This is a genomic window from Pseudomonas xantholysinigenes (genome assembly GCF_014268885.2).
Classification (GTDB): domain Bacteria; phylum Pseudomonadota; class Gammaproteobacteria; order Pseudomonadales; family Pseudomonadaceae; genus Aquipseudomonas; species Aquipseudomonas xantholysinigenes.
Genome location: NZ_CP077095.1, coordinates 423,054 through 436,410, shown reverse-complemented (window position 1 = coordinate 436,410; position 13,357 = coordinate 423,054). Strand labels below are relative to the sequence as shown.

The window sequence follows — 13,357 nt, the reverse complement described above, 5'->3', positions numbered from 1 at the left end:
CTCAGGCCGAGGCTGCGTCGTAGAACAGCTCGCTGCTGCGCTGCTCGACCAGGGCCTGCTCGATGGCCGCCTGGTGCACCTCGTCGGCATGTTCTTCGCGGGCTTCGGGCTGGATACCGAGGCGGGCGAACAGCTGCATGTCCTTGTCGGCCTGCGGGTTGGCGGTGGTCAGCAGCTTCTCGCCGTAGAAGATCGAGTTGGCCCCGGCCATGAACGCCAGCGCCTGCATCTGCTCGTTCATCTGCTCGCGACCGGCCGACAGGCGCACGTGGGACTTGGGCATGAGGATCCGCGCCACGGCCAGCATGCGGATGAAGTCGAATGGATCGACGTCTTCTTCTTCGGCCAGCGGCGTGCCGGCGACCTTGACCAGCATGTTGATCGGCACCGACTCCGGGTGCTCGGGCAGGTTGGCCAGCTGGATCAAGAGGCCTGCGCGGTCATCCAGCGACTCGCCCATGCCGAGGATGCCGCCGGAGCAGATCTTCATCCCGGCATCGCGCACGTAGGCCAAGGTCTGCAGACGCTCGCCGTAGGTGCGGGTGGTGATGATGCTGCCGTAGAACTCCGGCGAGGTGTCGAGGTTGTGGTTGTAGTAGTCCAGGCCGGCCTGGGCCAGGGCCTGGGTCTGCTCCTGGTCGAGCTTGCCGAGGGTCATGCAGGTTTCCAGGCCCATGGCCTTGACCCCTTTGACCATTTCCAGCACGTAGGGCATGTCCTTGGCCGACGGGTGCTTCCACGCCGCACCCATGCAGAAACGGGTAGAGCCGATGGCCTTGGCCCGGGCGGCCTCCTCCAGCACCTTCTGCACTTCCATCAGCTTCTGTTTTTCCAGCCCGGTGTTGTAGTGACCGGACTGCGGACAATATTTGCAATCTTCCGGGCAGGCGCCGGTCTTGATCGACAGCAGCGTCGAAACCTGCACGCGGTTCGGGTCGAAGTGCGCGCGGTGCACGGTCTGCGCCTGGAACAGCAGGTCGTTGAACGGTTGCTGGAACAGCGCCTTGACCTCGGCCAGGGACCAGTCGTGACGTGTTGTTGCAGTTGTGCTGGCGCTCATCGGCGTTTCCTTGTTTAGGCTGAAGCTGGCGCCGGGACAGTGAAGCCTGTCAGCGCATCACGGATAGCTCGCATAGTCACGGAAGGCCCATGAACTGTCAACCAAACATAAAGACACTGGTTTACAACTGGTTAAATATCAATCAAACCTGCTTGCTTTGTGATGAGCTCGCCCAGCAACCCTATGCACTGTGCATGGCCTGCGAGCAGGAGTTGCCGTGGCTGAGGGATCAATGCCGGCGCTGCGCCTTGCCGCTGGCGATGAGCGGCCTTGCCTGCAACAGCTGCCGGCGCCGCTCACCGCCGTTTCACCGGGTGATCGCGGCTTGGGAATACCGCTTTCCGGTCGATACCTTGATCAGTCGTTTCAAGCACAACAGCCAATGGCCGCTGGGCCGGCTGCTGGCACAGTTGCTCGGGCACGCCCTCGAACATCACTACAGCGAGGGCCTGTCGCGCCCCGACCGGCTGTTGCCCGTGCCCCTGGCTCGGCGTCGACTGCGCCAGCGTGGATTCAACCAGGCGGCGATGCTGGCCCGCTGGCTGGCCCGGCACTTGAACCTGCCGTGCGACGAGCACCTGCTCGTACGCTCGCGCGACACGCCGGCCCAGCAGGCCCTGGGCGCCCAGGCGCGACGGCGCAACCTGCGCCAGGCCTTCGCCTTGCTGCCCGGCGCGCAGGTCGAGGGCCTGCACCTGGCGGTGGTCGACGATGTGCTGACCACCGGCGCCACCGCGCAGGCCATCGCCCAGCTGTTGCGCAAGGCCGGCGCCCAGCGTGTGGATATCTACTGCCTGGCCCGCACGCCCAGGCCGGGCCAGGCTTGACTTGAGCGCAGACGGGCGGCAACGTCTCGGGACCTGCCGCAACCCCGAATCCTGCCCATGTCCCTGCCTGCCCTGCTCACCCAGCACATCGCCCGCCGTCCCCAGCGCATCGCCCTGCTGCAGCATGTCGCCGAACAAGGCTCGATCACCCGCGCCGCCAAGGCCGCCGGGATCAGCTACAAGGCCGCCTGGGACGCCATCGACGAGCTCAACAACCTGGCCGCCCAGCCGCTGGTCGAGCGCAGCACCGGTGGCCGTGGCGGCGGTGGCGCGCGGTTGTCTGCCGAGGGCGAGCGGGTGCTGCGGTTGTACCAACGCCTGCAGGCCTTGCAGACGCAGTTGCTCGAAGCCGCCGAAGAAACCAGCGACCTCGACCTGCTCGGCCGCCTGATGTTACGCACCAGCGCCCGCAACCAGCTGCAAGGCCGCATCACGGCATTGCGCCGCGAAGGGCGCCACGACCGCATCAGCCTGGCGCTGGGCGGTGGGTTGGAGATCGAGGCGCTGATCACCCCGGACAGCACCGAGGGGCTGGAGCTGTCGCTGGGCGCCACGGTGGTGGCATTGCTCAAGGCGGGGTGGGTGCGCTTGCTGGCGCCGGACGAGCAGCCCGACGTCAGCAGCAATTGCCTGACGGCCAGCGTCGAAGAGGTACTGGCGACCGAGGAGAACATGTGCGAGGTTCGCCTGGCATTGGGCAACGGCCAGACCTTGTGCGCCTTCGCCGAGGCAGACTGGCTTACGCAAGCCAAGGTGACGTCGGGTAGCGTGTTGCGTGCGCAGTTCCATCCGTCCTATGTGTTGCTCGGCGTGCCGGTCTAGCCTGCCTGGCTGTATCCGAGCAAGACTGTGACCGCGCCTGGCGCGGAACTTGCGCTACCATGCGCCCACGCTGCCCTCGCGCCTGGAGCCTTTCATGTCCCACCCGTTCGACACCCTGACCCCCGACCTCGTGCTGGACGCCGTGGAAAGCCTCGGCTTTCTCAGCGACGCCCGGGTGCTGGCCCTCAACAGCTACGAGAACCGTGTCTACCAGGTGGGCATCGAAGACGCGCAGCCGCTGATCGCCAAGTTCTACCGTCCCGGGCGTTGGAGCGACGCGGCGATCCTCGAAGAGCACGCCTTCACCCGCGAACTGGCCGAGTGCGAAGTGCCCGTGGTGGCACCGCTGCTGCACGAGGGGCGCTCTTTGTTCGAGCACCAGGGTTTTCGCTTCACCCTGTTCCCGCGCCGTGGTGGACATGCCCCGGAGCCGGGCAACCTCGACCAGCTCTATCGCCTCGGGCAACTGCTCGGGCGCCTGCACGCGGTCGGCGCGACCAAACCCTTCGAGCATCGCGAATCCCTGGCTGTGGACAACTTTGGCCACGCCTCGCTCAAGACCCTGCTCGATGGCGATTTCGTGCCCCGCGAGCTGCTGCCGGCCTACGAGTCGGTGGCGCGCGACCTGCTCAAACGGGTCGAGGACCTCTACGCCCGCACCCCGCACCAGCTGATCCGCCTGCACGGCGACCTGCACCCGGGCAACCTGATGCACCGTGACGATATCTACCATGTCGTCGACCTCGACGACTGCCGCATGGGCCCAGCGGTGCAGGACCTGTGGATGATGCTCGCCGGCAGCCGCGAGGAACGCCTGGGGCAACTGGCCGAACTGGTCGACGGCTACAACGAGTTCCACGACTTCGACCCACGCGAACTGGCCCTGATCGAGCCGCTGCGCGCCTTGCGCCAGCTGCATTACAGCGCCTGGCTGGCACGGCGTTGGGACGACCCGGCGTTTCCACCGAGCTTCCCCTGGTTCGGCCAGCCGCGCTACTGGGGCGACCAGATCCTCGCCCTGCGCGAGCAACTTGCCGCCCTGGATGAAGAACCGCTGAAATTGTTCTAGCGCGCCGCGCTCTGTCTACAATAGCCGTCGCTTCATTTAGCTACCTAAGCAAGGATTCTGCATGCACGCCGCCAACCCGCGTCGCGGGTACATTCTGGGCCTCGGTGCCTACATCATCTGGGGCCTGTTCCCCCTGTACTTCAAAGCCATCCAGAGCGTCCCGGCGGTGGAGATCATCGTCCACCGGGTGCTCTGGTCGGCGCTGTTCGGTTCGCTCCTGCTGCTGGTGTGGAAACACCCCGGCTGGTGGCGCGAGCTGCGCGAGAACCCACGGCGCCTGGCGATCCTGGCCCTGAGCGGGGCACTGATCGCCGGCAACTGGCTGACTTATGTGTGGGCGGTGAACAACGGCCGCATGCTCGAAGCCAGCCTGGGTTACTACATCAACCCACTGATCAACGTGCTGCTGGGCATGCTGCTGCTCGGCGAGCGCCTGCGTCGCCTGCAATGGCTGGCAGTGGTGCTGGCGGCACTGGGGGTGGCGCAGCAGGTGTGGCAGGTTGGCAGCCTGCCCTGGGTGTCGCTGGCCTTGGCGCTGTCGTTCGGCTTCTATGGCTTGATCCGCAAGCAGGCGCCAGTGGCGGCACTGCCCGGGCTGGTAGTCGAGACCTGGATGCTGGTGCCCATCGCCCTTGGCTGGTTGCTGCTGCATCCAACAGCCAGCAGCGCCAGCCCTGAATTCTTCAGCAGCAGCGAGGCCTTGTGGTTGATTGCGGCAGGCCCGGTGACGCTGGTACCGCTGGTGTGCTTCAACGCCGCCGCGCGCCACCTGCCCTACACCACCCTGGGCTTCCTGCAGTACCTGGCGCCAACCTTGGTGCTGCTGCAGGCGGTGTTGCTGTTCGACGAGCACCTGTCGTCGAGCACCTTGGTGGCGTTCGCCTTTATCTGGGCCGGGCTGGCTGTCTACAGCGTCGATGCCTGGCTGAGCTTGCGCAAGCGCGCCTGATCAAAAAATGATCATATTGCTACAGGCCACGGGGGACGTGGCCTGTAGCAAGCGCTCCAAAGGTTATCCACACCCTCGTCCCCGGCGTTTGTGCACAAGCCTCTGATAATTGGACGTTTTTTGCTCAAGTCTCGCTAGGCCTCGTAATTGCTGGGCTAGCGAAGAGGCCCCCCAGGTTATCCACAGGGTCGCCCCCGATAAATAGGGATAACCACCAAGGGCGCCGCGAACGGGCTGCAAAGCAGCCCCGGCGATCTCGAATCAATCCTCCGGCCGCAGCCGCAACTCCACCATCAAATCATCCGCCAGGCTCTCCAGCCGCGCCTGCAGATCGTCCAACGACAAGGTCAACGGCAACGCCAGCAACGCATCGGCATGGAACAGCGGCTCGCTGCTCATCGGCGCTGGGCGTACCTCAGTGCTCAGCCGTTCCACATTCACCCCTTGCTCGGCCAGCAGCCGGGTGATATCACGAACGATGCCCGGCCGGTCATTGCCCACCAGTTCCATCGCGATCGGCTTCCAGGTGCAGGACGGTTCGATGCCGCTTTCGGCGATCAGAACCCTGATGCCATGGTCACTCAACTTCTGTAACGACTCGACCAGCTCCGCATAGTTTTCCGCCGGCACCGCCACCCGCAGGATCCCGGCGAACTGCCCGGCCATGCGCGACATGCGGCTTTCCAACCAGTTGCCGTTGTGATCGGCGATGCACTGGGCAACGCGTTCGACCTGCCCGGCCTTGTCGGGGGCGATCACGGTGAGTACGAGATGGTCCACGGGCCACTCCTTCTGCTTTGCTCGGGGCCGTCGCAAACGGCCATGAATCGGGGATCGCATCAGTATAGGCAAGGCGCGGCAACCTGCCGCAGGACAGTCCAGCTCGGCAATCGTGTACTGTTTCAAGATTTATCTGGAACAATCCACCTGTTTTTTGCGAACATACGCACTCCCAGCGTGACCCTATGCGACTCATCGGTCGCGGAACGACGCTTTTAGTCTGATGTTTACCTGCCTGCTGCTTCATGTAGTATGCATCGGCGCGGACTACAAAACGTCGTTTGGATGTCTGCCAAGGCGCCTGTGAAAATACGCCAACCGCCCGCCGGCCTGTCTGGCGAGCCGCACCCAGCCGCGCTCGATGCCGAGGGCATGCACTGGTGCCGTGTTTAGAGAAGCGCTACAGGCTTAATACAGAAGAGCGAAAGCGAAATAGCTGAGCAGAGGTGAGGCAAGCAATGACTGGATACGTTCAAGTCGGTGGCCTTCAGGTCGCCAAGGCCCTGTACGACTTCGTCAATGACGAAGCGATCCCTGGAACCGGCATCGAAGCCGACAAGTTCTGGGCCGGGGCGGCAGAGATCATTAAAGACCTCGCTCCAAAGAACAAAGCCCTGCTCGCCAAGCGCGACGAGCTGCAAGCCAAGATCGATGCCTGGCACCAGGCACGCCAGGGCCAGGCCCACGACGCCGCAGCCTACAAAAGCTTCCTTCAGGAAATCGGTTACCTGCTGCCACAAGCCGACGATTTCCAGGCCACCACGCAGAACGTCGATGAAGAGATCGCCGTGATGGCCGGCCCGCAGCTGGTGGTGCCGGTGATGAACGCCCGCTTCGCCCTGAACGCCGCCAACGCCCGCTGGGGTTCGCTGTACGACGCGCTGTACGGCACCGATGCCATCAGCGAGGCAGGCGGCGCCGAGAAAGGCCAGGGCTACAACAAGGTCCGTGGCGACAAGGTGATCGCCTTCGCCCGTGCCTTCCTCGACGAAGCCGCGCCACTGGCCGCTGGCTCCCACGTCGACTCCACCGGCTACCGCATCGAAGGCGGCAAGCTGGTGGTCGCCCTCAAGGGCGGCAGCAACAGCGGCCTGCGCGATGACGCCCAGCTGATCGGTTTCCATGGCGACGCCGCCGCACCGACCGCCGTACTGCTCAAGCACAACGGCCTGCACTTCGAGATCCAGGTCGACGCCAGCACCCCGGTCGGCAGCACCGACGCCGCCGGCGTGAAGGACATCCTGATGGAGTCGGCGCTGACCACCATCATGGACTGCGAAGACTCGGTCGCCGCTGTCGACGCCGACGACAAAGTGATCGTCTACCGCAACTGGCTGGGCCTGATGAAAGGTGACCTGGCCGAGAGCGTGAGCAAGGGCGGCAAGACCTTCACCCGCACCATGAACCCGGACCGCGAGTACGCCGCACCGAACGGTGGCAGCGTCACCCTGCATGGCCGCTCCTTGCTGTTCGTGCGCAACGTCGGTCACCTGATGACCAACCCGGCGATCCTCGACGCCCAGGGCAACGAGATCCCCGAAGGCATCCAGGACGGCCTGTTCACCAACCTGATCGCCCTGCACAACCTCAACGGCAATACCAGCCGCAAGAACACCCGCAGCGGCAGCGTGTATATCGTCAAGCCGAAGATGCACGGCCCTGAAGAGGTCGCCTTCGCCGCCGAGATCTTCAGCCGTGTCGAAGACCTGCTGGGCATGCAACGCAACACCGTCAAGGTCGGCATCATGGACGAGGAACGCCGCACCACGGTCAACCTCAAGTCCTGCATCAAGGCCGCCGCCGAGCGCGTGGTGTTCATCAACACCGGCTTCCTCGACCGCACCGGCGACGAAATCCACACCTCCATGGAAGCCGGCGCCGTGGTGCGCAAGGGCGCCATGAAGAACGAAAAATGGATCGGCGCCTACGAGAACAACAACGTCGATGTCGGCCTGGCCACCGGCCTGCAAGGCCGCGCGCAGATCGGCAAGGGCATGTGGGCCATGCCCGACCTGATGGCGGCGATGCTCGAGCAGAAGATCGCCCACCCACTGGCCGGCGCCAACACCGCCTGGGTACCGTCGCCGACCGCCGCCACGCTGCACGCCCTGCACTACCACAAGGTCGACGTGCAGGCTCGCCAGCGCGAGCTGGCCAGCCGCACCCCGGCCTCGGTCGACGACATCCTGACCATCCCGCTGGCCGCCAATACCAACTGGTCGGCCGACGAGATCCGCAACGAGCTGGACAACAACGCCCAGGGCATCCTTGGCTACGTGGTGCGCTGGATCGACCAGGGCGTGGGTTGCTCGAAGGTGCCGGACATCAACGATGTCGGCCTGATGGAAGACCGCGCCACCCTGCGCATCTCGGCCCAGCTGCTGGCCAACTGGCTGCGCCATGGCGTGGTCACCCAGGAGCAGGTGCTGGAAAGCCTCAAGCGCATGGCTGCGGTGGTCGACAAGCAGAACGCCGGTGACGCCCTGTACCGACCGATGGCGCCGAACTTCGATGACAACATCGCGTTCCAGGCGGCCGTGGAGCTGGTGGTAGAGGGCGCCAAGCAACCGAACGGCTACACCGAGCCGGTCCTGCACCGTCGTCGTCGCGAGTTCAAGGCACGCAACGGGCTGTAAGACAAGGGGGCCGCTTTGCGGCCCTTTCGCGGCACAAGGCCGCTCCTACAGGGGATTGCGATTCTCTGTAGGAGCGGCCTTGTGCCGCGAAAGGGCTGTAAAACAGCCCCAGCCTAGATCACTCTATCCGCAGTTCTCGCTTCACCAACCCCAGCAGCTTCACCAGATCCACCGGCTTGAGCAGAAAATCCACCACGCCCAGGTGCATCACATCCACCGCTTCCTTCACATCGGTGTCGCCCGATACCACGATGATCGACAGCGCGGCCCGCTCCGACTCACGCACCTGACGGATCAGCTCCAGGCCATCGGCCGGCTGCATGCGCAGGTCGGTGATCATCAACGCGATACGCGGCTCGTAATGCAGCTTGAGCATGGCCTCCTGCGCCCCATCAGCCGTCATACAGGCAATGCCCCGGCTCTTCAGGTACAGGCTCAGCGCCTCGCTGTTCACTGGGTTATCGTCGACCACCAGCACCACGGGCCTGGGTGCGCCAGGCGCAGTCACCCCGGCCAGCGCCTGGCGCTCAGCGTCACTGAGGATGTCGTCATGCTCGGTCATGGCCATCTCTTCAAGAAAATCCCGCTCGCGGCTTTAAGACCGCAACGTAACGCAACCTGGTTCGCCTTTCGTCGGGTCTTTGCCAGCGCCCGCTCTAGACTTACGTCCAATGGGCACCGCAAGACGGCCAGCCGACCATGGAGGCCGAGAACAACAAAGCCGACCTCTATACATAGATATATATAGTTCGGCGTAGCGATACGGTCAGCTTCATGAGCAAAAAGGACGCCTACACCCAAGCCGGCAGGACTGCGGTACTGCAGAACATCCAGGGCACCCTGCAGTTTTTGCAGCGGTTTCCGCCGTTCAACCAGATGGAACACAGCCACCTCGCCTACCTGGTGGAGCAGTGCCAGCTGCGTTTCTACGCGGGCGGTGAAAGCATCATCAAGCCCAGCGACGGGCCGGTCGAGCACTTCTACATCGTCAAGCAGGGCCGGGTGGTCGGCGAGCGCCACCATGTGACCAAGCCAGGCACCGAGACCACCTTCGAGATCGCCAGCGGCGAATGCTTCCCACTGGCCGCGCTGCTGGGCGAGCGGGCGACCCGCACCGAGCACCTGGCCGGCGAGGACACCTTTTGCCTGCAGTTGAACAAGGCGGCGTTCATCCGTGTGTTCTCGATGTCCGACGTGTTCCGCGACTTCGCCCTGCGCGGGGTCAGCAGCCTGCTCGAACAGGTCAACCAGCAGGTACGCCAGCGCGCCGTGGAAACCCTCGGCACCCAGTACTCGCTGAACACGCCGCTGGGCGAACTGGCGCTGCGCCATCCGGTGGTCTGCGCCGCCGACACGCCGCTGCGCGAGGCCGTGGGGCTGATGCACGAGCAACAGGTCGGCAGCATCGCCATCGTCGATGCGCAGCGCTTTCCCATCGGGATCTTCACCCTGCGCGACCTGCGCCAGGTGGTGGCCGACCCAAGTGCCGAACTGACCGCGCCGATCGAACGCTACATGACCCCTCGGCCGTTCCACCTCAGCCCCCAGGCCAGCGCCTTCGATGCCGCCATGGCGATGACCGAGCGGCATATCGCCCATGTCTGCCTGGTGGAAAACCAGCGCCTGTGCGGGGTGATTTCCGAGCGTGACCTGTTTTCCCTGCAGCGGGTCGACCTGGTGCACCTGGCGCGCACCATTCGCCATGCCCCGCGCCTCGACACCCTGGTGTCGCTGCGTGGCGAAATCGGCCAGCTGGTCGAGCGCATGCTCGCCCACGGTGCTTCATCCACCCAGATCACCCAGATCATCACCCTGCTCAACGATCACACCGTGTGCCGGGTGATCGAACTGGCCATCGCCGAGCGCGGCGACCCAGGCGTGCCGTTCAGCTGGCTGTGCTTCGGCAGCGAAGGGCGCCGCGAACAGACCCTGCACACCGACCAGGACAACGGCATTCTCTTCGACGCCGTCGACCAGGCCGAGGCCGAGGCGATCCGCGCCAAGCTGCTGCCACTGGCCCAGCACATCAACCACAACCTGGCGCAATGCGGCTTCACCCTGTGCAAGGGCAACGTGATGGCCGGCAATCCCGCGCTGTGCCTGTCGCGCAGCGAATGGGCGCGGCGCTTCGCCGGGTTCGTGCGCGAGGCCAGCCCGGAAAACCTGCTGGGTTCGAGCATCTATTTCGACCTGCGCGTGGTCTGGGGCGATGAGCAAGGCTGCGAGCAGCTGCGCCAGGCGCTGCTGGAACAGGTCGCCGACAACCGTATCTTCCAGCGCATGATGGCCGAGAACGCCCTGCGCCAGCGCCCTCCGGTGGGCCGTCTACGCGAGTTCGTGCTGACCCGTCAGGGCGACGACAAGGCCGCCACCCTCGACCTCAAGGTCCAGGGCCTGACGCCCTTCGTCGATGGCGCCAGGCTGCTGGCCCTGGCCAACGGCATCGGCGCGTGCAACACCCTCGAGCGCCTGCGCCAGCTGGTCGCCAAAGGCGTCATCGAGGCGCTGGACGGCGCTGCCTATGAAGAGGCCTACCACTTCATTCAGCAGACCCGCATGCAGCAGCACCAGCGCCAGACGCGCGACAACCTGCCGTACTCCAACCGCCTCGACCCGGACAACCTCAACCACCTGGACCGGCGCATCCTGCGCGAGTCTCTGCGCCAGGCCCAACGCCTGCAAAGCAGCCTGGCCCTGCGGTACCAGCTGTGAACCTGTTCGCCTGGCTGCGCGCACCGCTACCCGAGCTGGCTGCCGACTTGCACCAGCGCCTGGCCCGCCTGCCACGCCCGGCGCCAGCGGCGGTGTGTTCGCTGCGCGAGCAGCGCTGGGTGGTGCTCGACCTGGAGACCAGCGGCCTGAACCCCAATCGCGACCAGGTCCTGTCGATTGGCGCCGTGGCCATCGAGGACGGCGCCATCGCCTTAGGCCGCCCGTTCGAACGCACCCTGTGCCGGCCCGAGCAGAAGACCAACGCCAGCGTGCTGATCCACGGCCTGGGCCCCAGCGCCCTGGCCGCCGGCAGCGACCCGGCCGAGGCGCTGCTCGAATTGCTCGAGTTCATCGGCGACAGCCCGGTACTGGCGTTCCACGCCCCCTTCGACCAACGCATGCTCGAACGCGCGGTGAAGGACAGCCTGGGCTTGCGCCTGCAACAGCCGTTTCTGGATGTCGCCGAACTGGCGCCGATGCTCAACCCCGATACCGTATTGCGCGAAGCCGGGCTGGACGACTGGATCGCTCGTTTCGGCCTGGAGGTGCAGGCTCGCCACCATGCCAGCGCCGATGCCCAGGTCACCGCCGAACTGGCGCTGATCCTGTTCAGCCAGGCCCGCCGCCAACAGCTGGACAGCCCGTTGCAACTGCGCCAGCGGCTCGGCCAATGGCAGCGGCGCAAGGTGCAGCACCACGGCCTTTGACTCACGAATCGCCGCGCCGACAGAAATTGCACACGGCCTGAAGAGAACCGCAAACGTTTACGGCTGCTCTCCCTGCCATGCTGGCAATCCGATAAGCGTCAATTGCGCCGTGCCCCCTGCCTCTGACACAATCGCGAATAATTATCGTTAGTTAACGCATATTTTTCCCGGGGGCGCTCCTTGACGTCTGCTCACAGTCCACACGCCGACCTGATCGGGGCACTGTACCGCGACCATCGCGGCTGGCTGCTCGCCTGGTTACAGCGCAGCACTGCCTGTCGCCAGCGTGCCGAGGACCTGAGCCAGGACACCTTCGTCCGCCTGCTTGGCCGCGACCAGCTCGACACCCCGCGCGAGCCCCGTGCCTTTCTCGCCGCCGTGGCCAAGGGCCTGCTGTTCGACCACTTCCGCCGCGCTGCCCTCGAGCAGGCCTACCTGGCGGAACTGGCCCTGATAGCCGAAGCCGAACAGCCCTCCCCGGAACTCCAGCACCTGATCCTCGAAGACCTCAAGGCCATCGACCGCCTGCTCGGCAAGTTGTCGAGCAAGGCCCGCGCGGCCTTTTTGTACAACCGCCTGGACGGCCTCGGCCACGCCGAGATCGCCGAGCGCCTGGGTGTCTCGGTGTCCCGCGTGCGCCAGTACATCGCCCAGGGCCTGCGCCAGTGCTACATCGCCCTGTACGGGGCACCGACATGAACCACGCCCCGGTTTCCAGCGAAGTGCTGGAAGCAGCCATCGCCTGGAAGCTGTGCCTGGACGAAGGTAGCGGTACCCCGGACGAACGCAACGACTTCATGCGCTGGCACGCCGCCCACGAAGAACATGCCCGCGCCTGGCGCCAACTGGGCGCGCTCGACCAGCGCGTCCACGCCGCCGCGGGCCCGGTGCGACATACCCTGTTGCAATCGCGTGCCGGACTGCGCCAGCGCCTGGGCGGGCTCGGTGGTGGCCTGGCCGGTCTGCTGCTGATTGGCGGCCTGCTGCTCGGGGCGGGGGTTCCCACCCTGGCGCCGGCCTATTGGCTGGCCGACCAGCGCACCGGCACCGGTGAAATGCGCACGCTGCGCCTGGAAGACGGCACCCTGCTGAGCCTGAACACCCAGACAGCGGTCGACATCGACTTCAAAGGCGAGCAACGACTGATCGTGCTGCGCCAGGGCGAAATCTCGGTCGAGACCGGCCATGCCGACAGCCGCCCACTGCTGGTACGCACCGAGGAAGGCCGCCTGCGCCCGCTGGGCACACGCTTCCTGGTCAAACGCGAACACGACGGCACCCGCCTGGAGGTGCTGCAAGCCTCGGTGGCCGCCAAACCGCAGAACAGTGGCGACGAACAGGTGCTGGGCGAAGGCCAGCAGGTGCTGATGAGCGCCGATGGCCTAGGCCGGGTGAGCCCGGTAGCGGTTGGCAGCGATGCCTGGACCCGCGGCATGCTGGTGGTGGACAACGTACGCCTGGCCGACCTGCTGGCCACCCTGGGCCAGTACCGCAGCGGCCACCTGGGCGTCACCGACGAGGTGGCCGACCTGCGCGTGAGCGGCAGCTTCCCGCTGACCGACACCGATTTGGCCCTGGCCTCGTTGCTGCCGGCACTGCCGGTGAAGATCGAACGGCACACGCCGTGGTGGGTGACCGTCGAGGCAGCTGCAAGCAACTAGCTGCAAGCAAAAGCCATTCGCACCGGCCTGTTTTTGCTTGCAGCTTGAAGCTCGAAACTTTTTTTCAAACCACCCTGTCACTTTCCCAATCTCGCTCGGCAAGGAAGCAGTCAGCACTATTTCGTCGAGGAGCC

General features: G+C 65.3%; 12 protein-coding genes. 9 read left to right on the top strand and 3 right to left on the bottom strand.

Features of this window, described 5'->3' with window-relative positions:
- Position 1 precedes the first annotated feature (1 nt).
- Complete coding sequence (gene bioB, locus HU772_RS01940) at positions 2–1,060, bottom strand: biotin synthase BioB (protein WP_186653427.1); 1,059 nt, start codon at positions 1,058–1,060, stop codon at positions 2–4.
- Positions 1,061–1,149: 89 nt separating this feature from the next.
- Between bioB and HU772_RS01935 the strand changes: the two genes are divergently transcribed.
- The 4 genes from HU772_RS01935 to rarD all read left to right on the top strand — a co-directional run bounded on the left by HU772_RS01935 (position 1,150) and on the right by rarD (position 4,727).
- The gene (locus tag HU772_RS01935) at positions 1,150–1,887 is read left to right on the top strand and encodes a ComFC family protein (protein WP_186653430.1); all 738 of its coding nucleotides are present in this window, start codon (positions 1,150–1,152) and stop codon (positions 1,885–1,887) included.
- Positions 1,888–1,944: 57 nt separating this feature from the next.
- On the top strand, positions 1,945–2,709 hold the full coding sequence (locus HU772_RS01930) for a TOBE domain-containing protein (protein WP_186653434.1): 765 nt from the start codon (positions 1,945–1,947) through the stop codon (positions 2,707–2,709).
- A gap of 94 nt (positions 2,710–2,803) precedes the next feature.
- A complete protein-coding gene (locus HU772_RS01925) occupies positions 2,804–3,778 on the top strand; it encodes a serine/threonine protein kinase (protein ID WP_186653446.1) in 975 nt (324 codons plus the stop codon).
- A gap of 61 nt (positions 3,779–3,839) precedes the next feature.
- A complete protein-coding gene (gene rarD, locus HU772_RS01920; protein WP_186653455.1) occupies positions 3,840–4,727 on the top strand; it encodes an EamA family transporter RarD in 888 nt (295 codons plus the stop codon).
- Positions 4,728–4,988: 261 nt separating this feature from the next.
- On the opposite strand, the gene HU772_RS01915 is transcribed toward rarD, so the two are convergent.
- Positions 4,989–5,507, bottom strand: a complete 519-nt coding sequence (locus HU772_RS01915; protein ID WP_186653457.1) for a glycine cleavage system transcriptional repressor — start codon at positions 5,505–5,507, stop codon at positions 4,989–4,991.
- A 458-nt stretch (positions 5,508–5,965) separates the two neighbouring features.
- On the opposite strand from HU772_RS01915, the gene HU772_RS01910 reads away from it, so the two are divergent.
- Positions 5,966–8,143: a malate synthase G gene (locus HU772_RS01910; protein WP_186653459.1), complete on the top strand. Its 2,178-nt coding sequence runs from the start codon at positions 5,966–5,968 to the stop codon at positions 8,141–8,143.
- A gap of 118 nt (positions 8,144–8,261) precedes the next feature.
- Here the strand turns inward: HU772_RS01910 and HU772_RS01905 are convergent, their stop codons facing one another.
- Positions 8,262–8,705: a response regulator gene (locus HU772_RS01905; RefSeq protein ID WP_186653461.1), complete on the bottom strand. Its 444-nt coding sequence runs from the start codon at positions 8,703–8,705 to the stop codon at positions 8,262–8,264.
- A gap of 212 nt (positions 8,706–8,917) precedes the next feature.
- Between HU772_RS01905 and HU772_RS01900 the strand changes: the two genes are divergently transcribed.
- The 4 genes from HU772_RS01900 to HU772_RS01885 all read left to right on the top strand — a co-directional run bounded on the left by HU772_RS01900 (position 8,918) and on the right by HU772_RS01885 (position 13,223).
- A complete protein-coding gene (locus tag HU772_RS01900; protein WP_186653472.1) occupies positions 8,918–10,855 on the top strand; it encodes a putative nucleotidyltransferase substrate binding domain-containing protein in 1,938 nt (645 codons plus the stop codon).
- Positions 10,852–11,562: a 3'-5' exonuclease gene (locus HU772_RS01895; protein ID WP_186653484.1), complete on the top strand. Its 711-nt coding sequence runs from the start codon at positions 10,852–10,854 to the stop codon at positions 11,560–11,562. The genes HU772_RS01900 and HU772_RS01895 overlap by 4 nt, the downstream gene beginning before the upstream one ends.
- A 180-nt stretch (positions 11,563–11,742) precedes the next feature.
- Positions 11,743–12,261 (top strand): RNA polymerase sigma factor, encoded by a 519-nt coding sequence (locus HU772_RS01890; RefSeq protein ID WP_186653487.1) that lies wholly within the window; start codon positions 11,743–11,745, stop codon positions 12,259–12,261.
- Positions 12,258–13,223, top strand: a complete 966-nt coding sequence (locus tag HU772_RS01885; protein ID WP_186653490.1) for a FecR domain-containing protein — start codon at positions 12,258–12,260, stop codon at positions 13,221–13,223. Before HU772_RS01890 ends, HU772_RS01885 begins: the two co-directional genes overlap by 4 nt.
- The last annotated feature ends 134 nt before the right edge of the window (positions 13,224–13,357 follow it).

Excerpts from the sequence above, each read along its gene's own strand:
- bioB (WP_186653427.1), bottom strand. The coding sequence starts at position 1,060 with ATGAGCGCCAGCACAACTGCAACAACACGTCACGACTGGTCCCTGGCC.
- HU772_RS01935 (WP_186653430.1), top strand. The coding sequence starts at position 1,150 with ATGAACTGTCAACCAAACATAAAGACACTGGTTTACAACTGGTTAAAT.
- HU772_RS01930 (WP_186653434.1), top strand. The coding sequence starts at position 1,945 with ATGTCCCTGCCTGCCCTGCTCACCCAGCACATCGCCCGCCGTCCCCAG.
- HU772_RS01925 (WP_186653446.1), top strand. The coding sequence starts at position 2,804 with ATGTCCCACCCGTTCGACACCCTGACCCCCGACCTCGTGCTGGACGCC.
- rarD (WP_186653455.1), top strand. The coding sequence starts at position 3,840 with ATGCACGCCGCCAACCCGCGTCGCGGGTACATTCTGGGCCTCGGTGCC.
- HU772_RS01910 (WP_186653459.1), top strand. The coding sequence starts at position 5,966 with ATGACTGGATACGTTCAAGTCGGTGGCCTTCAGGTCGCCAAGGCCCTG.
- HU772_RS01905 (WP_186653461.1), bottom strand. The coding sequence starts at position 8,705 with ATGACCGAGCATGACGACATCCTCAGTGACGCTGAGCGCCAGGCGCTG.
- HU772_RS01900 (WP_186653472.1), top strand. The coding sequence starts at position 8,918 with ATGAGCAAAAAGGACGCCTACACCCAAGCCGGCAGGACTGCGGTACTG.
- HU772_RS01885 (WP_186653490.1), top strand. The coding sequence starts at position 12,258 with ATGAACCACGCCCCGGTTTCCAGCGAAGTGCTGGAAGCAGCCATCGCC.